This is a genomic window from Paenacidovorax caeni, from assembly GCF_001298675.1.
Lineage (GTDB): Bacteria > Pseudomonadota > Gammaproteobacteria > Burkholderiales > Burkholderiaceae_C > Paenacidovorax > Paenacidovorax caeni.
The window spans coordinates 19,643-40,236 of record NZ_CYIG01000034.1; the positions used below are offsets into that span (position 1 = coordinate 19,643).

Below are 20,594 nucleotides of genomic sequence, written 5' to 3' on the forward strand. Positions count from 1 at the left end.
ATGCGCTTGTCAAGACTTGCCATGGTGTTTCTCCAGTTGGGCCACGCGGGCAGCAAGCTCATCCAACTCAACTACCCTGGCCAGCGCACCAATAGCGCCCACCAAGGCAGCGCCCTGGCTTGCAGCCAGCTCGCCCGATGACACGGCGGCCATGACTGCGCGACCCTGATCGGTCAGCGTGCCATTGGGCAGGTTGAGGGGCTGGGCCATGTCAGTCGCTTTGAGCGGCGCGACCGTGCGCTCCAACAACAGGCGGGCGGCACCCACATCACCGTCGAGCGCGCGCTGCATCATGGCTTCGAGCAGTTCAGGGATGCGCGTCGCAATGGCGGCCCGCACCTTGGCAACCTCGCCCGAGCCAGGGGTACGACCTGCGGGGTTGCCTGATTCACCGGGCTTCCACCGGCCAGGGCGTTTTTTGGGGGGCGTGGTCATTCTTGTTCTTCTCCTGCTTTATCAAGAAGGTTGTTGGCTGGAGCCTGTTGGTCGAGCGCTAGGGACGCTGTTCTGAACCTGATGGCAGTGGCTACAGTGGTGTGGGGGTCGAGGTCCACAACCCAGTCCAACAAGCGGCCGGTGGTGTGGTGCGCCGATTGGAGTAGCTCGATCAGCTCGGGCTTGTGCTGCCGAATGGCCAAGCGCAGTTCGTCGGTGAGCTTGTCTGCAGGCGTCACGAGAAGCTTTTCACCGTCTATGGAGATCAGCAGCCCCGACCGGTACAGCGCCAGGTACAAAGTGAAAGGAGTCATTCAAAATCCCTCCACAGCTGACGTGGCCGCCACCATTTCAAAAGTGGACTGCGAAATGTGCGAAACGAGCGAACTGTGTGCATTGGTGCGGGCTTGCGCTGCATCGGGCGCTTCGCGAACCGTGCGAACTGTGCGAAATGAGGTATCACCGTCCGGGCTCGTTTCGCACGTTTCGCTGTCAGTTCGCACCACAGAATCTCCCGCAAACCCGAGCGGCTCTTCACGTTTCGCACATTTCGCGGATTTCGCAGCGGGCTTGTAGATCTTGATCGGCGTTCCGGTCGCTCCTTTAGGGCGCGCAACGGTCTCGACCACAATCTGCGGCGGATTGCAGGCGAGCAACTCGTCGATGGCGGCGTCCAGAATGGCTTTGGTCTTGTGGCCCTTGAAGCAGTCTTTGGACAACTCCGAGCGCGTGGCCTGACCGCGTTCTGCAAGGAAAGCCAATATCGCCTGCGCCGTCTCGGTGGTTTCTGCGGCCTTCACTTCGTCGGCTGCGCTGGCAAAAATGAACTTCACCGATTCCACGCTGTAGCGAACCCAGGCCAGCGCCGCGTTGATGTGGTGCACCTCCACGGTGGCGGTCTTGTCGCACAGAGCAAACAACATCGCCAGGCGCAGCAGCATGGGGGCGCGGCGCTCGATCAAGGCGGTGATGCGTTCGCCTGCAGAGTTGTCGTTCAGCTCGCCGTAGTAAAGCACCTCGTATCGCTTGCGGGCGTCCTGAGACAGTTCGACACGCATATGGTCTTTGTCTGCCCAGCGCTCTGCCTGACAGAACTGCAGCACCTCCAGCACGCGCTGGGCAAGGGCGTCCACATCTTCCTGGCGTGTGGCGCGGGGGAACGCCAGCATCTTCGTGCGCTCGGCCCAGAACATCAGAAAGCGGTTGGCAAAGCCGTTCTTGAGTTCACGCGAAGCCATCAAACCCAGCAGCTCCGAAGGAGTCACCGCGCCGATCATGGCGATATGTGGATCAGTGGCCCACAACCGATTGCTTTTGGTGGCTGGCCTCATGCTCACGCCGTCCCAACCATCGCGCAGTGCCGCAGACAGCGTGTTGCCCTCACGCCTGCCTTGATGCAGCACGTTGGCGAACTCGCTCTCGATCACCAACAGGCGCTTATCGAGGATGGCCGGAACTTCTTCTTTGCCCTCGGTGTAGCCATCGTGGATCAGGTACACCAGACCCTCACGACTGGATAGCCCACCGCTGTGCACCTGCGGCGATGCGTCTTTGCTCAGTGCCTCCAGCGCGTGTTCGATCCTGCGGAGAAGGGAGACCGCATCACCCTTGCGGCCACGTCCTGAGCGGCCAATGTGAAGCATGAACATGCGGGTGTGGTGCCAGGTGTTGCCCACGGGCATGTATGGCCCACGGCCCACTGCGCAGCTCATGAAGGCGATAAAGTTTGCCGCCACTGCATAGGGATTGGCTTCGGTGGTCTCGCTGCCCGCACGGGCCACGTCGCCCACCAGGCCGTAGAGGCAGGCTGGGTCTGGGCGTGGCGCATTGCGGTGGTTATCCAGGCTTTCGTCGTCGGCCGCATCGGCCAGGATGTTGAAGTCGCTGCTCATTGCATACCCTCCAGCCAAACGTCGGCCCAGTCGCTGCCGGGTTTCGATGGCGTCAATGTTTTGGAAGTGAGTCCGGCCCGGGTCGCACGCTGCGCCAAGGTGGCGGCAGCCTGTTGACCTGCGGGGTCGTGGTCCGCAAAGATGACCAGGCGCTCGATGCCACGCGGTAAGGCGAACCCTGCCAGCGCGTTTGCACAGTAGGCGGCCACCACCGGCAAGCCCGAACCCAGCGATGCGGCTGCGGCGGTCTCGATGCCCTCGGCGATACCAAGAACGCCACCATGGGGCGCAGCCAGCGGAATGCACGCACCCGCCAATGGCCCGGCTGCTCCCGTCAGCTTCTTGGGTGTGGGCACATCAGCCTTGCAGCCGTCACCCAGGTAGGTGCGGTGGATGGCCAGCAGCTTGCCGCCAGACACGATCGGGGTCAGCATCGCGGGGTAGCGGCCCAGCATGTGCAACTCGCCGTTGTCGTCCGCGTGCCAGTACGCCAGGCCAGGGTGCTGACGGATGCAGGCCGGCACAGGCCACTGTGCCAAACCGCGTGCGGCCAGGTAACTGCGCACCGCGTCATCAGCCGGAATGGATGCGGCCCACAACGCGGCATTGCGCTCGGCGTTCTTGACCCAGTGAGCGCGCTGTTCTGCTTCGCGCTCCCGGGCGGCCAGGTGGAGATGATGGCGCATCGCCGCCAGCTCAGCAGGAGACTGGTGCTGTGGTTGGCGGGCGCTCCAGTGACTGCTGAGGTTCTGGCGGTAGTCGCCATACACCCCCCCGAGGCAATCGGAAAACAGCTTAGCCCAGCCAGATTTGCGCGGACCAAAGCGGCAGAAGCGGCCTGGCTCCAGGTACGGTGGCGCGTAACCCAAGTTTGCCTGGATAGCGCCAAGGAACTCGTTGGTGGTGTTGAGCGCGATCATGTGCTGCGCCCCTTGCGAAACCAGCGAGAAGGCGCTGCGCACCAGACCCGGAGCAGGAGGCGGTTGATGGCGGCGGCCATAGTTACGCCACCCCCAGGACGCGGCGCAGTTCCGCCACAGGCCAGGCCAAGCGCCCATTGATGCGGATGGGGCGAATGGGTCCATCCTCGCGGCACGCCCAAATGCGGAGCGTTTGTTGTGCGCGGTTCAGATGTCCCGCTGCCTCGGGTGTAGGCAGTGCTGTGCGCGTTTCCTGCGCCAGCGGGGTGAGTTGAACAGTCTTTGCGGCCATGTGTAAACCCTCGGGGTTTGTTGAACATGGCTGTATTGCGATGGCGGGGTAATCTGCGCTTGATTAACCCCGGCGGAATCTCACTCTGTAACCCCGGCCAGTAGTGGGTATGAACCCCGGCCAGTAAGTCATTTTGCCCCGGTCAATCGCCTGCGCGGGGGTCAGCAACGGAGCGGGTGTCGTAAACCTTTGGGAAGTATTTCTCCAGCAGTTCCCATGCTTTTTCTGCGCTCAGTTTCCGACCCTTGCGGCGCTTGCTGTCCGCCAGCCACTGCATAACCGTGAACGGACAAAACAACGGTTCAGCAATATGTCCACGGCCCCCTTGTCCGGTCACTTTGCGGGCGGCCAGCAGTGCGGGGGTGTCCTTGAGATTGGTGAACCAAGATGCATCCAGGCCCGTGAAGCGTCCAAAGGCTTCAATCAGTTGTTCTCGTGTTGCCAGCATCGAAAAGTCGCAGGCTGTTGCATTGTTGGAGCTGTCTGTTTCGAGAACCGTCTTTGCGATTGGCTGTTCTGGATTCAACAACTGGCGAACCATGGCCTCGCGCCACGTCCGGTGTTTGTCGTCCGCTTGCGCCTTTGCAGAGTCCGCTTGCGCTTTCAAATCCGAGACCGATGCTTTGGCACGTTCGAGTCTGCGCAGATACTCAACCCGTGAGATGAAGTCGCCGTGCTCTAGGCTTCCGTCACTCTTTGTCCTCACAACCACGCGCTCCATGACACACTCGCGCTCGATAGCGTGGTCATACGCATCGCTGTAGCGAGCACACAAATCATGTGCGCTCTGTTGCTGAGCATGATCAAGCTCGCCCACGATATTTTGAGCCTCAGCCGCAAGCGCATAGGCCTCTCGAAGTGCGTCCCGCATCCAGCGCATTCGTGGGCGAAAGTTTGGGAGCTCGGATTCGTCTATGGAGCTGCCGATATGAGTGCCGACACATTGACAAATCCTGTGGCCGATGCCATCCAACATGCACGCTGCAAGGTCAGCCGCAGTGAATGGAATGGGCAAGGCGGGCGCAGTATCCGGATTTGGTGATTCTGGCCCGTCCATGCAATCGGCTGGCGTCCAGTCATAGATGGTGCCAGGCGGGCAATAGTCCCGAAAAACATCGTTTACATAAACTCCGTCGTCCCGAACTTCGTATGGCTTGTTCTGGTCGTCTTGGTAATCCGAGTACGCCCATTGCATGATGGCCTGCGCTGTGGCTTTGTCGTACTTTCGTTGTGTCATTGCATTACTCGCGGATGCCGCCCCTCAATAGGAGCCCCAGCAGACCAGCGTGAGGAACTGGCTTTTCATCGGGATTGCGGCCCTGCCTAGCTGAGGCGAAAAAGGTCAGGTGGGCGCTCCAACCCTGCGCGCAGGGCGCTTTGCTGGCGCAGCCCGGGGCATGGAAACCTTGACGGTCGGCCCCATGCCAGCGGTGGCAGCCATGTCAATCAGAGTGTCCAGCGAAAACAGATTGACCTTGCCCCGCATCAGATCGGATATGCGCGGCTGGGTTACACCGAAAAAGACAGCGGCCTGTGCCTGGGTCATGCCTTGCTGGCGAATAACTTCCGTCAGGCTCATCATCAAACCCGAGCGAGCACGCATGCTCGCGGCGTTCTCGGGATTGTCCTCGATGGCATCCCATACGCTGGAGAATCGCTGTTTGTCGGTCATGGCGCAAGTCAGGCGGGCGCTGCCTCGCGCCCCTCAACGGCCATGCGGGCAATAAACCCTGAGCGGGTTTCGCCAGCACTGCGGGCGCGGGCGTCCAGGCGGTGCAGGACGCGGCGCGGCAGGCTGATATTCACCCGTTCAAGCGTGTCATCCAGCATGGCCGGGTCAACCTTCACCAGTGCCCACAGCCAGCCTTCAAACTCAGGACGAGCGGCGCGCAGGGCCTCAATGTGCGACGGTGCTGGAATGTCCTGCCCGTCATCAATGGCTGCCTCAATCCATCCGGTGATAGCGTCCTCGGCCTGAATCAGGGCCTCTTCCAGCGTGTCACCCGCTGAAAAGCAGCCGGGCAGGTCAGGCACGACAACACCCCACGCGGTGGTGTCGTTTCCGGGTTCGATGGCAATGGGGTAGCGCATGGGTGTCACCTCTCAGATACCGGCATGCCGCCGGATGGCTTTGACCAGCCCTTGCCCCAAGTCTTTCTTGGGGTGCGGCACCACTACGATACCCAAGCGATTCGGATGCTTAAAGATGTGGTGCGAACCGTTCACCCGGTCAAGCTTCCACCCGGCACGCTGCATATCTCGTATCAGATCGGCGCTGGTCATTTGTGTGTATGATACACATCGATGGTGATTGATGCAAACATAGGCGCGTGAATTACCCGGCCACCACGCGCAGCGCACCCGGCTCGGCCTGAGCATCAAACTGCACACCGGCCAGGCTCAGGATATGGGCCTCCACACGCTCCGCGTGGGGGCGCAATTCATCCATGGTAAGAATGGCGTAACCGTCCGCAACAGCGCTCGGAGTGTGCCCCGCAATTTGCGCTGGTACACCGAGGGGGGCGATATTGCGACCCTGTCGTATGAAAGTTCGGCGCAGTCCATGAAACGTCAGGTGCTTGACCTGGGCATGTTGCAGCACCTGGGCATGGGATGCGCGGGCATCCGTAATGCGCCCTGCCTTGCCCGTGCTCGCAAACACATACGGCCCTACCCTGGGCAGCGTTGCCAGCAGTTGCGCCAGATACGGTGTCAGGGGGATGGTGCGTGTAGCCTCAACCTTGTCGGCAATGGTCAGCTTGCGCCATTGAAAATCCACGTCCTGCCAGCGCAGGGCAGCCATTTCTTCACGACGGGCACCAGTCAGCAGCAAGGCGCGCAGGTACACGGCAGCGGTGCGGTTGCCCAATTGCTCGGTGCCTGCCCACCAGCCTGCAATCTGCGCACCATCCAAGGCGTCTTTGCGTCGCGTGTTCGGCGGCAGGCTCTCCAAAATGGCAGGCGCCCCACCTGCATCGCGGTCTGTCAGGCTCCGATACTCAGGGCGGGCAGCACACCAGCGCAGGAAACCCCGGAACATCATCAGGGCGCGGGCGGCTTGGTGCTTACCAGAAACGGCTTCGCGGTCGTACCAGTTTTTCAGCGTGTCCTCGTTCACCCCGGCCAGCGGCAGCGCCAGCAGCGGATACAGCGGCCCCGGCCTTGTGAGCCCCTGCCCTCGCTTTTTCTTTTCACCACCAGGTACTGCCATTGCTTCAAGGTCGGCTCGGTACCGGGGCTTCCAGGCATCCTTGCGCTTGGGCTTGCCATTCTCCAGATACAGCGGCCACAGGTCTCCCACGGTGAGGGCGGCGGCCTTGTCGGCCTCTGCCTTGGCAGCGGCAGCGGCTTGTTTTTCGGCCTGGGCGGCCAAAGCGTCACGCTTGAGGTCGCGGGGGTCTTTGCCCTCATCAATCAGACGTTGAAGTTCGCGAGCCTTCGCTTGCGCTTCTGGAATGCGCCAAGCGGTAGGGCTTCCAATGGTTATGCGAATGTCCTTGCCTTGGTAAACGCTTTGGAACACGTAGGCAGGCTTCCCAGCAGGGGTCGCCCTGAGCCCGAGTCCCGGCGCGGTCGCGTCCCATAAGAAAGCCTGCTTCTTATCGGACGGACACTTGAACCCCGACACCCGGGCAGCGGTAAATGCAATCTTTGCCATGTGGTGCCCCTTGTAGTCTTACATCGGCCAGGATGTAAGGGCGGATGTAAGACTATTTGCTGAAAAATGCTGAACCTCAATCAACACTGCAACTGTTTTTGCATCCAGCAAAATCACTATAAGCTGTTGATTTTTATGGATTCTATCAGCGCCAGTCAACACGGGCAAATATGCCTATCTCCTCATTCGTAATGAGAAGGTCGGGTGTTCGATTCATCTCTCCGGCACCAAATTTCCAATAAAACCAAAAAGTTAAAAGCCGCCTAGTGCGGCTTTTTGCTTTTCTTGGGTGTATCGATATCGCCGATAACGCGGAAGCATGTCGGGAGCAGGCGTATTGGCGGGGCATCAATGCGGCACTGCCGATCCTTAGCCGCACGTTACGATCCTCGCCACGCCGTGGTTGGCGTGCGCCAGCGCTTTTGGTTTGATTCGGCCAAAGGCCTTGCGACTCAGGTGCTGAGTGCTATCAAATATGCAGCGAAAATCGCCGCATTCGTGGCGGATGCGCGTTCAGCGCACTTCGTCCACCAGGGTCTTGAACTCGTCGATGTCCTCAAAGCTGCGGTACACGCTGGCGTAGCGCACATAGGCTACCTTGTCGAGCTTCTGCAGTTCGCGCATGACCAGCTCGCCAATGCGACTGGACAGGACTTCGCGCTGGCCCAGGTTGAGGAGCCGTTCCTCGATGCGTTCAATGGCCGAATCGACCTGCGTCGTGCTCACGGGGCGCTTGCGCAGTGCGATGGCGAACGAGCCCTGGAGCTTGCGGCGGTCGTATTCAACGCGCCGCCCGTCCTTCTTGACGATGGCCGGAAAGCTCACGTCTGGCCGCTCGTAAGTGGTGAAGCGCTTGTCGCAGGCGCTGCACTGGCGGCGTCGCCGGATGAAGTCCCCGTCCTCTGCCACGCGGGTTTCGACGACTTGCGTCTCGGGGTGGCTGCAGAACGGGCACTTCATGGCGTGTAAGGATCAGCGGTAGACCGGGAAACGGCTGGTCAGTGCATGCACCTTGGCGCGCACGGCTGCAATGTTGGCTTCGTCGCGTGGGTTATCCAGCACGTCAGCGATCAGGTGTGCGGTCGCGCGGGCTTCTTCGTCCTTGAAGCCGCGGGTGGTCATGGCGGGTGTGCCTACGCGAATGCCGCTGGTCACCATCGGCTTTTCCGGGTCGTTCGGGATGGCGTTCTTGTTGATCGTCATGTGGGCTTGGCCCAGCACGGCTTCAGCTTCCTTGCCGGTGATGCCCTTGGAGCGCAGATCCACCAGCATGACGTGGCTTTGCGTGCCACCGCTGACGATGCGCAGGCCGCGGGCTGTGAGGGTCTCGGCAACAATGCGGGCGTTGGTCACCACTTGCTGCTGGTAGGCCTTGAACTCGGGCGTCAGCGCTTCCTTGAAGGCCACGGCCTTGGCGGCGATGACGTGCATCAGCGGGCCGCCTTGCAGGCCCGGGAAGATGGCGCTGTTGATGGCCTTTTCGTGCTCGGCCTTCATCAAGATGATGCCGCCGCGCGGGCCGCGCAGGCTCTTGTGTGTGGTGGAGGTCACCACGTCGGCATGCGGCACCGGGTTGGGGTACACGCCGGCGGCGATCAGGCCGGCATAGTGGGCCATGTCCACCATGAAGATGGCGCCGATTTCCTTGGCGATCTTGGCGAAGCGCTCAAAATCGATGTGCAGGCTGTAGGCGGAAGCACCCGCAACGATCAGCTTGGGCTTGTGCTCACGGGCCTTGGCTTCCATCGCGTCGTAGTCGATTTCTTCCTTGGCGTTGAGGCCGTAGGAGACCACGTTGAACCACTTGCCCGACATGTTCAATGGCATGCCGTGGGTGAGGTGCCCACCTTCAGCCAGGCTCATACCCATGATGGTGTCACCGGGCTTGAGGAAAGCCAGGAACACGGCCTCGTTGGCAGAGGCGCCGCAATGCGGCTGCACGTTGGCGGCGTCGGCACCGAAGATTTTCTTCACGCGGTCGATGGCCAGTTGTTCGGCTACGTCCACATGCTCGCAGCCACCGTAGTAGCGCTTGCCGGGGTAGCCTTCCGCGTACTTGTTGGTCAGCTGCGTGCCTTGGGCCCACATCACGGCAGGCGAGGCATAGTTCTCGCTGGCGATCAGCTCAATATGCTCTTCCTGACGCTTGTTCTCTGCCTGGATGGCAGCAAAGAGTTCGGGGTCGGTTTGTTCGACAAGAATGTTGCGTTGGTACATGGCAGTCCTTTTGCATTGGAGTCCCTTGGAGAAACAAGGGCTGCCCAGGCGAACGGCTGAAACGCTGCAAGGTGGATGGCCCGCGCGGTACGCTCCCCAGTGGTCACAGGAAAAGCTTCCTGCCGGTTTCCACGTCAGCGGCGGTGCCCGGCTTTGCCAGGGCGCCGCGCCTATCGCCAGTCGCGTACGGGCGTTAGTGTAGCTGAGGCTGCGGACGCAACTGCCGCTTACAGGCCCGAATCCGACAGCATCGCCACCTTGTCCGAAGTGCTGGTCGTGGCTGCAGGAGCCGGCGTTGGAGCCTGGGTGGAGAGCATCGGGCCTTGGGTCTGGTTCGTCGGAACCGGGCGGCCTGCGGCGACCTGGCGTAGGCGCGTGTGTTCGGCCAGAACCTTGATGGCATATCCGCCGTCGTCTTCCAGGTTGGCGGCGCCCACGTAGTAGCGCAGGCCACCTTCGAGGGAGCCGGCGCGGGCGATGCACTCCTTGAGTACGGTGACGCCGACGCGCAGGTTGCTTACCGGATCGAACGCTGCCAGATGCCCGCCGAAATGCTGGTACTTGTCCTGGTGCACGCGGGTCATCACCTGCATCAGCCCCTGGGCACCCACGGCGCTTTGGGCGAAGGGATTGAAACTCGACTCAATGGCCATGATGGCCAGGATCAATGTCGGATCCAGCTTGTTGCGCGCGCCTAGTTCGTAGGCCTCGGAAACCAGCGCGGCGATCGGTTCGGGCGCAACGCGGTATTTCTTACTCAGCCAATAGGCCACGGTGGCCTGCTCCTTCGGCAGATCCTTAGGATTGGTGGCAGTGGCGCGCTCAATGGCGTCCGGTTCAATGGGCGCGGCCAGCAGGGCAGCCTGGCGCGATTGCAGCCAGCTGCGCAGCTCTTCTTCCCCGGTTTGGCGCAGGTCAGGGCGCGCCACCAAGGTCAGGGCCACGAAGGCCACAGCTAACCCTAAAAGGGCGAAGCTGTTATGGGTGATTTCAAGAAAACCGTCGGTCACATCAGACACGAACGTGCGCACAGAGGCGATCACTTTTCCTGACGCTGTCATAGCTCTTCCTTTCGTGGGGCCCCCTGTCCATGGCCGTCCGTTACTGGTCGGCGGGGCAGGGCGGGCCTCGGATTGGTACGCCATCGAATTCGCCCGGGCGCCGCTGGCGCGAAGGGAGTGGCGAACTGACTTAGCCGGGGTCGGCAGCGCTGGGTTTGTACTAGCTGTTGGAAAGCTGGCGGATTCTAGAAGCGTTTTAAATGCAAGGTCAACACTAACGATTGTGTTTTTTATATTTATTTTGCATAAAAATACTGTATAAAAAGTCAAATTTAGGCTTCTCTGGCGTCATCCCGCTACACACATGCAATCGGAAGGGGCGTCTCCATAAACAATGTGATTTGAGTCCGGCGCCTAAGTTTGCTAAGGTAAAACTGCCTGGAACCTCTAGGCACTTGCCGAACGAAGCAACACCTCCTGCACCATGGGCACCGCGTGCCCCGCAGCCAAGGAAGCGCTTCACCGGCAAACCCCCTGGGGGCAATACCTTGCCCCCTGGCTGGTGAGGGACTCTTATCCTCCCTCGCCGCCAATCGATGGCAAAGGCCGTTGTGCCAGCCGTCAAGCCCGGTGGTTGGCTGATTGCCCGCCACCGGGCTTTCTCTTTGATGCACTCCTTCCTTCGAAAATCTGGTGCAATCCAGCCTTTGGACTGTGGGAGTGCGGGCTTGGTGGACATACTAAAAAGCAAGGCGTGGTTGCGGCGTACCGTCTGGTTCGTGCTCGCCGTTCTGGTGCTGTGGGCCCTGGGGTGGTTGGCGTTGCCTCCCTTGTTGCGCAGCCAAGGACAGAAGCTGGCAAGCGAGGCATTGGGGCGGGACGTGCGCATTGGGCGTATCGAGTTTGTACCCTGGTCGCTGCAACTCACGGTGCATGACGTGGCTGTGGCCACTGCGGATGGGCAGGGGGCGCAGTTCACCGTCACCCGTGTGCTTGCCGATGTCGGCATGGCATCGCTGCTGCGCCTGGCGCCTGTGTTGGATGCGCTGGAGGTCGATCAGCCGGTGCTGCGCCTGGCGCAGTTGTCGCCCGGACATTACGACATCGACGACATCTTGGCCCGCTTGGCCCCGCCGGGTGAGCCGGATCCCGCGCCTGCTGGGCCGCCGCCGCGCTTCGCTCTTTACAACATTGCCGTGCGTGGTGGCGCGGTGGACTTCGAAGATCGCACCGTGGGGCGTACCCATACAGTGCGCGATCTGGCGTTGAGCGTGCCATTCCTGAGCAGCCTGCCGTCCAAGCGCGAAATCAAGGTGGAGCCACGCCTGGCCTTCAAGCTCAATGACAGTGCGTTCGATTCCTCGGCTGAGGCCACGCCTTTTCTTTCCAGCCGCAAGACGCAAGCGCATGTTCGCCTGGTGGATTTCGATCTCGCGCCCTACCTGGGCTACTTGCCTCAGAGTCTGCCCGTGCGCTTGCAGTCGGGCGTGCTCGGCGTGGATCTGACGCTTTCGTTTGAGCAGCAAACCGATGCGGCCGTGCATGTACGGGGGCATGTGCGGGCTCAGGGGCTGCGCCTGAGCGATAGCCACCAACAGCCTCTGCTGGACGTGGGGTCGATTGCAGTGCAGATTGCTGACTTGCAGCCCTTGGCCCAGCGGGGACACATTGCCTCCGTCGATATCGAGGAGCCTCGGGTACTGGCTCGGCGCGCGCAGGATGGACAAATCAATTGGCAGCGTTTGGCATCGTCGCCCAGTGTCGCTCCCCAGCCTGCCGCCAAGCCCGCGCCCAAGGCGCCGGCAGATGCTGGATGGCAATTGGCCGTTGACCGCGTGGCGCTGCGTTCCGGGCAGGTCGATTGGCACGACGACGCTGTTGCAGGGGGCGCCAGGCTGGCGTTGGAAGCCTTGCGGGTAGATGCCTCGGCGATTGCTGTGCCGCTGCAAAAGCCACTGCGGTTCGCCGGTTCCGCGCAGCTTCAAGGAGCGGCACTGGACTTTCAAGGCGAGGCCGGGCAAAAGTTGGCGACGGTCGCAGCCTCGGTGCGTGGGCTTCCTTTGGAAGCTGCTGCCCCCTATGTGGCCGAGCAATGGAATCCCCGGGTCAGCGGGCGCCTGGATGCCGACCTGGGACTTGCTTGGAATGGGCCGGCGGTCATCGCGCACCTGGCGCGTCTGTCGGTGGATGACATCGCCTTGGCGTGCCCCGCCAAGGTGGTTTGTGCTGGTGCGGGGCTGGCCGGTGTGGCGATGCGCAACAAGGACAGCTTGGCCGAGGTCAAGGCTTTGCGTGTAGAGAATGCCCGGCTGGACCTGTTGCACCAGTCGCTCAACGTCGAGCGCATCGCCATCACCCAGCCCCGTGCTCTGGTGGCGCGCAGCAAGGATGGCCAATGGATGGTGCAGCAATGGATGGCGACGCATCGTGCACCCGCACCTGCCGTGGAGCCTGGGGCGACACCTGCACGGGCCGCGCCCTGGTCCGTGCAACTGGGCACCATTGACCTGGATGGCGGCTCGCTGGCGCTGCAGGATGCACTGCCTGTGCGGCCCGTGGCGTTCAATGTGTCGGGGCTGCGCATACGTCTGGAAAACTTGGCTCCGCTGGCGCCGCCCGGCAGCAAACCTGCGCAGTTGCAGCTTGCCGCGCGCGTTGGCGCGGGACGCGTGGATCCAGGACGCCTGGAATATGACGGCACGCTTGGCCTGGCACCTGTCAGCGCGCAGGGCAAGGTGCTGGCAACCCAGTTGCCATTGCATGCCTTCGAGCCCTATGTGGCAGATGCGCTGAACGTGCGTGTGCTACGCGCCGACGGCAGCTTCAAGGGCAGCGTGCACTATGCCGAGCAGCCCCAGGGAGCTGTGGCCCGGGTGCAGGGTGATGCCTCGCTGGACGACTTGCGGGTACGCTCGGTGCTGCTGACGCAGGGTAAAGATGCCGTGCAGGACGATGGTCAGCCACTCCGACTGACGGCACAGGACAACGATCTGCTGCGCTGGAAGTCGCTGGGCCTGCGTGGCGTGGATGTGGCCTTGGCGCCGGGGCAGGCGACCCGGGTGGAGGTACGGGAAACCGCGCTCAGCGACTTTTTCGCGCGCATGATCGTGCAGGAAAACGGGCGTATTAACCTGCAGGATTTGGTCAAGGCAGCGCCCAAGCAGGGCAGTACGGCTGTGGCACCGCAGCCGCAGGCATCGGCGCCTGTGTCTACGACTGTGGCCGCCCCGGCTGCGGTGGTGCGGTTTGGTCCGGTCTCGCTGACCGGTGGCGCTGTGCGCTTTTCCGACTATTTCATCAAGCCGAATTATTCGGCCGACCTGAGTGAGTTGACGGGACGTTTGAGCGCATTTTCTTCTGAGCCGCCGGCCCAGGGCGCAGTGCCCGCCATGGCCGATCTGGAGCTGCGTGGCCGGGCCGAGGGCACGGCGTCGCTAGAGATCACAGGCAAGCTCAACCCGCTGGCACAGCCCTTGGCGCTCGATATCGTGGGCAAGATGCGTGACCTGGAGCTACCTCCGCTGTCGCCCTACACGGTGAAGTACGCCGGCCACGGTATCGAACGCGGCAAGCTCAGCATGGACGTGGCCTACAAGATCGAGCCCAATGGCCAGCTGACCGCCAGCAACAAGCTGGTGCTGAACCAGTTGACCTTCGGGGAGCCGGTCGAGGGCGCGCCGGCAAGCCTGCCGGTGCGTCTGGCCACGGCGCTGTTGGCGGACCGCAACGGCGTGATCGACCTCGATTTGCCGATCAGCGGTTCGCTCAATGACCCCGAGTTCCGCCTGGCGCCAGTCATCTTCAAGATCATCGGCAATCTCATCATGAAGGCCGTAACCTCGCCTTTCGCACTTCTGGCCAACGCACTGGGCGGCTCCAGCGACCTGAGCGCGGTGGCTTTCGCACCCGGAAGCGCGCAACTGGACGAAGCTGCACGCGCGGGGCTGGACAAGGTGGCCAAGGCGCTGACCGACCGGCCTGCGCTGACGATGACGGTAGTTGGGCAGGCACAGCTGGAGCGCGAGCGCGAAGGGTGGAAGCAGGCGCAGTTGCAGGGCATGCTGCTGGCGCAAAAGCGTCGCGCGGCACGGCGCGATGGCCAGGAGCCCGGTGACGTAGCGCCTGTGACGCCAGAGGAGGTGCCGGCATTGCTCAAGGAAGTCTATCGCCGCGCTGATATTCCGAAGCCCCGCAACCTCATTGGTCTGGCCAAGGACCTGCCTCAGTCAGAGATGGAGGCGCTGTTGCTCGCAAGCATTCCCGTGCCCGAGAACGCCATGCGCGAGCTGGCGGTGGCGCGTGGGGTGGCGGTGCGCGACTATTTGGCGCAGCACCAGGTGCCCAAGGACCGCCTGTTCCTCGGGGCCGTGGATACCCAGCCGGATGACGCCAAATGGACGCCCCGGGCACAACTCACCCTGGCCATGCCGTAGGGCGTTTGGGAATCGCAGCAAATACCGGCGAAAATACGCGTTTCACCCCGGCCCGCTCAAGGCGCTGGCCGGGGTTGTTCCATTCAAATCATCCATGTTTCCTTTTTCTTCCCGCAGCAAAATGTCCGACGCTCCTGAAGTGAACCCGGCCCCGGCCAAGACCCCTGAGCCGCATCCTCTCGATGCGCTGACCGGTGGCGCCTTCTCGGCCGCCACCTCGGGCGAGCGCGCCGCGCGCGTGCGCGATTGGCTGGCCACCCAGCCTTCGTCCGAGCAACTGCAGGAGGTGTTCAAGGAGCTGAGCGTGCGCGACAAGGGCGCCGCCCGCGCCATCCGCGAGCGCATTGATGAAATCAAGCGCGCCAAGGGCCAGGAGGCCATCGCTGCCGAATGGGCGGAAAAGGCGCAGGGCCTGCTCGCAGCGCCGCGTCTGAACATCGCCGATGCCATGGCCTGGCAGCGCGACGCCGCCAAGGCCGGTGCCCCGCTGTCGCGCGAGCCGCTGTCTTTGCTCAAAACCCAGCTGGCTGAGCGCATCAAGGTGATCGAAGACCTGCAGCACCGCGTGCAGGTGCAGCGCGAGGCCGCCGTGCTGCTGGCACAGCGTATCGAAGTCCTCTCCACCAAGTCCTGGCTCGATGCCCAGGCGGCGCTTGAACTGCTGCGCACCGATGTGGGCCGCTGGCAGGAGCAGGCCGCTGAGCTCACCGGCGATGCGAGCTGGGCCAGCGTCGAGGCGCGCTTCCCGCCGCTGCTCGACGCTTCGCGCACCCAGCTGCTTGTGGTGTGGGATGCGTTTCAGTCTGCCCTGGCGCAAACCGCCGCTGCCGCACAGGACGCCGCTGCGCCGCTGCCCCCCGTGCCCGTGTGGGCCGACGAGTTGCGCGTGGCGCGCGGTCTGCCCACCGAGGCGGCCGCTACGGCCGCCGCCGCCGAGGCGAAGCAGCCCAAGCCCAAGACCGACCCCGCCGTGGTCGAGAAAGCCGAGCAGGCAGTGCGCGAGGCCCTTGCCAAGCTCGAGAGAGAAACCGCCGAAGGCCATGGCAAGGCCAGTGTGGGCGCGGCTGGCGCGTTGCGCGCCGTGCTGAAGGTTCAGGGCCGCCATATTGGCGCGGAGCTCGAGCAGCAAGTGCACCAGGCGCTGGTGGCTGCTGGCGAGCTGCAGGGCTGGCAGCGTTGGAGTGCCGACCAGGTGCGCGAGGAGCTCGTCGCCAAGGCAGAGGCCCTGCTGTTGCGTCCAGAGGGGCAGGCGTTGGGTGGGCGCAAGATGCAGGAAACCCTGCGCCAGTTGCGCGAGCAGTGGAAGCAGGCGGACCAAGGTGGGCCGGCCAACCACGCGCTGTGGCGCAAGTTCGATGAAGCCTGCAACGCCGCACACAAGGTGGTCGAAGCCTGGCTCGACAAGATTCGCGCCGAGTCCGCCGAGCACAAGGCCAAGCGCCTTGCGCTGATCGAAGAGCTGAAAGGGTGGGCCCAGTCCCAGTCCGAGGCCGCATCGGCGGACTGGAAGGCGCTCAATCGCGCACTGCACCAGTTCGCTGACCGCTGGCGTGACGGCGGCCATGTGGGCGAGAAGGTGTTTGCCGAGCTGCAGCCGTTGTGGAAGCAGGCGTTTGCCCAGGCCAGTGCTCCGCTGGAGGCTGCGCAGAAGGAAAGCCTGGTGCGCCGCCACGCCATGATTGAAGAGGCTACTGCACTGGGTGCTGCGCCGCAGCTGCGCATCGATGCCATCAAGGCGCTGCAGCAGCGCTGGCAGGCCGAGGCCCAGACCGTCCCCCTGGACCGTAAGCAGGAGCAAAAGCTTTGGGATGCCTTCCGTAAGCCTATCGACGAAGCCTTCAACCGCAAGAGTGCTGACCGTGAGCGTGCGGCTACCGAACTGAGCGCGCGTGACCGCGCGGTGCTGGACGCCTCCAAGGCGCTGGAAGCCGCCAATGCCAGTGGCGATGCGCAGCAGATTCGCAGCGCCATGCAGGCGCTGGAAGCTGCCTTGCGCCACCAGGCAGAGGCAGCTGCATCTGAGGAAAAACAGGCTCTAGCCCAGGATGGGCAAGCGCCAGCAGCTACAGAAACCGAAGCGCCGCAGGAGCCGGTAGCGCCCAAGGCGGCGCCTGCGCGCCCTGTGGTGGCGGTGCGTGGTGACGATCGCCCAGGCATGAAGCGCGAAGCCGCTGCCGTGCCGAGTCGGCCTGGTCGCCCCGGCGAGCGCCGGGATGCGCGTCCGCCCCTGCGCGGGCAGGATGGTCGTGCAGAGCGCGGCGGGCGCTTTGGTGACCGCCCGGTGCGCGAGGAGCGTGGTCCGCGCTTGGGCGATGCCGCTTTCCGTGCACAGCGTGAAGCCATGGAGCATGCGCAGCTGGCGCTCAAGAAGCTGGCCGCGCAGGCGCATGGCGAGGCGCTTACCCAGTTGCTGGCTGCGTGGGAGAAGCGTGACCCGGCCCAGTTGCCCAGCGGTCAGGAGCTGGGCGGTCGCGTGACGGCCCAGGTGCGCAATGCCTGGGCGCAGGCGTTGTCGTCGGCGCCAAAGGGCGATGCCGCCGAAGCCTTGCTGCGCCTGGAAATGGCGGCGGACGTACCGACGCCCGCAGACCAGCTCAATGCGCGCCGTGCGCTGCAACTGCAGCTGCTCACGCGCCGCAATGATCCGGCACCCGCGCAGACCTGGGGTGAGGATGCTGCGCGTGTGCTGGCCAGTGCCAGCGATGCGGCAAGCGCGCGTCGTCTGCAATCGGTGTTGAAGGCCTTGCTGCGCAAGTAGTGAGGGAAAAAAGGCCTGTGGATCTTTCACCATGGGCCGGATGAAAAAAGGGCTGCCGTTTCGCAGCCCTTTTTTCATTCCTGCGTGGCGCGGCAGCGAAGGTGGTGCGCCGAGGCCGTAGAAAAGAAAAAAGGCCGTTGCGAATGCAACGGCCTTTTCAATTTGGTGCCCAGGAGAGGACTCGAACCTCCACGGAGTTACCCGCTAGTACCTGAAACTAGTGCGTCTACCAATTCCGCCACCTGGGCATTTCAGGAAAGATTTGAATTATATAGTGTTTTTTGGCGTTGCTTGGCGGTTTGCGAACTTTTTTGAAATTTCGCGGTCACACCATGCAACCCTCTCATAAAAAAGGCCACTGACGAAGCAGTGGCCTTTTTTCCGAAAACCTTCACAGGTTCTCGTTAAACTTGGTGCCCAGGAGAGGACTCGAACCTCCACGGAGTTACCCGCTAGTACCTGAAACTAGTGCGTCTACCAATTCCGCCACCTGGGCATTTCAGGAAAGACACAGATTGTATAGCAAAAAAATGAACTCCCGCACGCGCTCTGCCACTTCGGCGCTCGAAATTGAAGGCAGCGTGCAGGGGCATCGCGATGGCCATGGCTTCGTGGTGCGAGATGACGGCGACAGCGACATATATCTCCCCCCCAACGAAATGCGTGCCGTGCTGCACAAGGACCGCGTGCGTGTGCGCGTGGTGGGACAGGACCGTCGCGGGCGCCCCGAGGGGCGCGTGGTCGAAATCCTGGAGCGTCCCGCGCAGCCCATCATTGGCCGCCTGCTGCAGGAGAGTGGCGTGTGGCTGGTCGCCCCCGAGGACAAGCGCTACGGCCAGGATGTGCTGATTCCCAAGGGCGCCACCGGCACGGCGAAGACGGGCCAGGTCGTGGTGGTGGAGTTGACCGAGCCACCGGCCCTGTACGGCCAGCCCGTGGGGCGCATCACCGAGGTGCTGGGCGAGGTGGACGATCCCGGCATGGAGATCGAGATTGCCGTGCGCAAGTACGGCGTGCCGCATGAATTTTCTGAAGCCTGCCTGGCCGAGGCCAAGGGGCTGCCCGACAAGGTGCGCGCGCAGGACAAGAAGCGCCGTGTGGACCTGACCGACATCCCGCTCGTCACCATCGACGGGGAAGATGCGCGCGACTTCGATGACGCGGTCTACTGCGAGCCCGCCAAGGTGGGGCGCGGCAAAGGCTGGCGCCTGCTGGTGGCCATCGCTGACGTGAGCCATTACGTGCAGACAGGCAGCGCGATTGATGTGGACGCCTATGACCGCGCCACCAGCGTGTACTTTCCGCGCCGCGTCATCCCGATGCTGCCTGAGAAGCTCAGCAACGGCCTGTGTTCGCTCAACCCAGAAGTTGATCGCCTGTGCATGGTCTGCGACATGCTGGTCAGCGGCAAGGGCGAAGTCACGGCCTACCAGTTTTACCCCGCCGTCATGCACAGCCATGCGCGTTTCACCTATACCGAGGTGGCGGCCATCCTGGCCAATACGCGTGGCCCAGAGGCACAGCGGCGTAAGGAGCGCGTGCAGGACCTGATCAACCTGTCCGACGTGTACCGGGCGCTGCTGGCAGCGCGCCAGCAGCGTGGCGCGGTGGACTTCGAGACCACGGAGACGCAGATCGTCTGCGACGACAACGGCCGCATCGAGAAGATCGTGCCGCGCACGCGCACCGAGGCGCACCGCCTGATTGAGGAGGCCATGCTGGCCGCCAACGTCTGCAGCGCAGACTTCATCGCCCAGGGGGGGCAGCCCGGCTTGTTCCGCGTGCATGAGGGGCCGACACCGGAAAAGCAGGACATCCTGCGTGGCTACCTCAAGGCCATGGGCGTGGGGTTGTCGATCAGCGACGACCCGCGCCCTGGCGAGTTCCAGGCGATTGCCGAGGCCACCAAGGAGCGGCCTGACGCCCAGCAGATCCACACCATGCTGCTGCGCTCGATGCAGCAGGCCATCTACACACCCATCAACAGCGGTCACTTCGGCCTGGCCTACGAGGCCTACACGCATTTCACCAGCCCGATCCGGCGCTACCCCGACTTGCTGGTGCACCGCGTCATCAAGGCCATCCTGCTGGGGCAGCGTTACCAGCTGCCCATGCTACCGACCCCTGGCGAGGCGCATGCCAAGCTCTCCAAGCGCTTGGCACAGCGCGTGAGCGCACCACACCAGCGCCCGCGCAAAGCCGCGGGGGGCGCGTCGGTGGCCGAGACCCAGGCCTGGGAGGCCGCTGGCCTGCACTGCAGCGCCAACGAGCGCCGCGCCGACGAGGCCAGCCGCGACGTCGAGGCCTGGCTCAAGTGCAAATACATGCGCGAGCACCTGGGTGAGGAGTACAGCGGCCTGGTCTCTGCCGTAACCAGCTTCGGCATCTTCGTCACGCTCGATGCGCTGTACGTGGAGGGCCTGGTGCATATCACCGAGCTGGGGGGCGAGTATTTCCGCTACGACGAGGCCCGCCAGGAGCTGCGCGGCGAGCGCACGGGTATCCGCTATGCGCTGGGCACACGCGTGCGTGTGCAGGTCAGCCGCGTGGATCTGGATGGGCGCAAGATCGACTTCCGCTTGGTGCAGGAAGGCTTGGACGCCTTGCCCGTGCGCTCTGCGCGAGACAAGGGCGGTAAGGGGAGCAAGGGCGGTGCGGCGCCCAAGGCGATGGCGCAGCCCGAGGCGCGCAAGCCTGCGCCCGCCGAGCGTGCCAGCCCCAAGCGGCACGGCAAGGCTGCGGCAAAGGCAGAAAAGCCTGCCGCCAAGGGCAAGGCGCGCAAGGCACGCCGCTGATGCTCATCTTTTAGTAGCTGCTAGCGCTTTCCAGTTAAGCGCTAGGGAAGGTCTGCAAAACCCAGTCCGCCTGCGTGTCCGAGCTGACTGAGGCACGTTGAGTTTCGCGATGCGGATCGAAGCGACGATGGCAGCTCGATTCGCCGGCAAATTCCGGCGTTATGAGCCAGCGGCACGCCCATTTGACGCCCTG

Annotated in this window: 16 protein-coding genes, 2 tRNA genes and 1 riboswitch; of the genes, 3 read left to right on the forward strand and 15 right to left on the reverse strand. The window is 63.1% G+C overall.

Features of this window, described 5'->3' with window-relative positions:
- Positions 1 to 9: 9 nt before the first annotated feature.
- The 13 genes from BN2503_RS13900 to BN2503_RS13960 form a co-directional block, all read right to left on the reverse strand.
- A complete protein-coding gene (locus BN2503_RS13900) occupies positions 10 to 435 on the reverse strand; it encodes a DUF5681 domain-containing protein (RefSeq protein WP_054257258.1) in 426 nt (141 codons plus the stop codon).
- Positions 432 to 749, reverse strand: coding sequence for a TubC N-terminal docking domain-related protein (locus tag BN2503_RS13905; RefSeq protein WP_054257259.1), 318 nt, complete (start codon positions 747 to 749; stop codon positions 432 to 434). Before BN2503_RS13905 ends, BN2503_RS13900 begins: the two co-directional genes overlap by 4 nt.
- Positions 750 to 2,327, reverse strand: coding sequence for a YfjI family protein (locus tag BN2503_RS13910; protein WP_082366611.1), 1,578 nt, complete (start codon positions 2,325 to 2,327; stop codon positions 750 to 752).
- Positions 2,324 to 3,247, reverse strand: coding sequence for a DUF7146 domain-containing protein (locus BN2503_RS13915; protein ID WP_158447365.1), 924 nt, complete (start codon positions 3,245 to 3,247; stop codon positions 2,324 to 2,326). The genes BN2503_RS13910 and BN2503_RS13915 overlap by 4 nt, the downstream gene beginning before the upstream one ends.
- Before the next feature lie 82 nt (positions 3,248 to 3,329).
- Positions 3,330 to 3,539 carry a hypothetical protein gene (locus BN2503_RS13920; protein ID WP_054257261.1) on the reverse strand — a complete coding sequence of 70 codons (210 nt, stop codon included), beginning with the start codon at positions 3,537 to 3,539 and terminating at the stop codon, positions 3,330 to 3,332.
- 142 nt (positions 3,540 to 3,681) lie between these two features.
- Positions 3,682 to 4,776 carry a hypothetical protein gene (locus tag BN2503_RS13925; RefSeq protein WP_139235332.1) on the reverse strand — a complete coding sequence of 365 codons (1,095 nt, stop codon included), beginning with the start codon at positions 4,774 to 4,776 and terminating at the stop codon, positions 3,682 to 3,684.
- 105 nt (positions 4,777 to 4,881) lie between these two features.
- Positions 4,882 to 5,211, reverse strand: coding sequence for a helix-turn-helix domain-containing protein (locus tag BN2503_RS13930; protein ID WP_054257263.1), 330 nt, complete (start codon positions 5,209 to 5,211; stop codon positions 4,882 to 4,884).
- A gap of 8 nt (positions 5,212 to 5,219) precedes the next feature.
- Entirely contained in the window at positions 5,220 to 5,630 is a 411-nt protein-coding gene (locus BN2503_RS13935; protein ID WP_054257264.1) for a type II toxin-antitoxin system HicB family antitoxin, read from the reverse strand.
- Positions 5,631 to 5,642: 12 nt separating this feature from the next.
- The gene (locus tag BN2503_RS13940) at positions 5,643 to 5,822 is read right to left on the reverse strand and encodes a type II toxin-antitoxin system HicA family toxin (RefSeq protein ID WP_054257265.1); all 180 of its coding nucleotides are present in this window, start codon (positions 5,820 to 5,822) and stop codon (positions 5,643 to 5,645) included.
- A gap of 52 nt (positions 5,823 to 5,874) precedes the next feature.
- Positions 5,875 to 7,197, reverse strand: coding sequence for an integrase family protein (locus BN2503_RS13945; RefSeq protein ID WP_054257266.1), 1,323 nt, complete (start codon positions 7,195 to 7,197; stop codon positions 5,875 to 5,877).
- 513 nt (positions 7,198 to 7,710) lie between these two features.
- Complete coding sequence (gene nrdR, locus BN2503_RS13950) at positions 7,711 to 8,157, reverse strand: transcriptional regulator NrdR (RefSeq protein ID WP_054257267.1); 447 nt, start codon at positions 8,155 to 8,157, stop codon at positions 7,711 to 7,713.
- Positions 8,158 to 8,169: 12 nt separating this feature from the next.
- Entirely contained in the window at positions 8,170 to 9,414 is a 1,245-nt protein-coding gene (gene glyA / locus BN2503_RS13955) for a serine hydroxymethyltransferase (RefSeq protein ID WP_054257268.1), read from the reverse strand.
- Between the two features lie 35 nt (positions 9,415 to 9,449).
- Positions 9,450 to 9,608: riboswitch (ZMP/ZTP riboswitch) on the reverse strand.
- Positions 9,609 to 9,641: 33 nt separating this feature from the next.
- Entirely contained in the window at positions 9,642 to 10,475 is an 834-nt protein-coding gene (locus tag BN2503_RS13960; protein WP_054257269.1) for a lytic transglycosylase domain-containing protein, read from the reverse strand.
- 608 nt (positions 10,476 to 11,083) lie between these two features.
- On the opposite strand from BN2503_RS13960, the gene BN2503_RS13965 reads away from it, so the two are divergent.
- A complete protein-coding gene (locus BN2503_RS13965; protein WP_082366613.1) occupies positions 11,084 to 14,848 on the forward strand; it encodes a DUF748 domain-containing protein in 3,765 nt (1,254 codons plus the stop codon).
- 94 nt (positions 14,849 to 14,942) lie between these two features.
- A complete protein-coding gene (locus BN2503_RS13970) occupies positions 14,943 to 17,606 on the forward strand; it encodes a DUF349 domain-containing protein (RefSeq protein ID WP_074930085.1) in 2,664 nt (887 codons plus the stop codon).
- 163 nt (positions 17,607 to 17,769) lie between these two features.
- On the opposite strand, the gene BN2503_RS13975 is transcribed toward BN2503_RS13970, so the two are convergent.
- Positions 17,770 to 17,854, reverse strand: a tRNA-Leu gene (locus BN2503_RS13975).
- A gap of 163 nt (positions 17,855 to 18,017) precedes the next feature.
- Positions 18,018 to 18,102, reverse strand: a tRNA-Leu gene (locus BN2503_RS13980).
- 34 nt (positions 18,103 to 18,136) lie between these two features.
- On the opposite strand from BN2503_RS13980, the gene rnr reads away from it, so the two are divergent.
- Positions 18,137 to 20,401, forward strand: coding sequence for a ribonuclease R (gene rnr, locus BN2503_RS13985; RefSeq protein ID WP_139235331.1), 2,265 nt, complete (start codon positions 18,137 to 18,139; stop codon positions 20,399 to 20,401).
- The last annotated feature ends 193 nt before the right edge of the window (positions 20,402 to 20,594 follow it).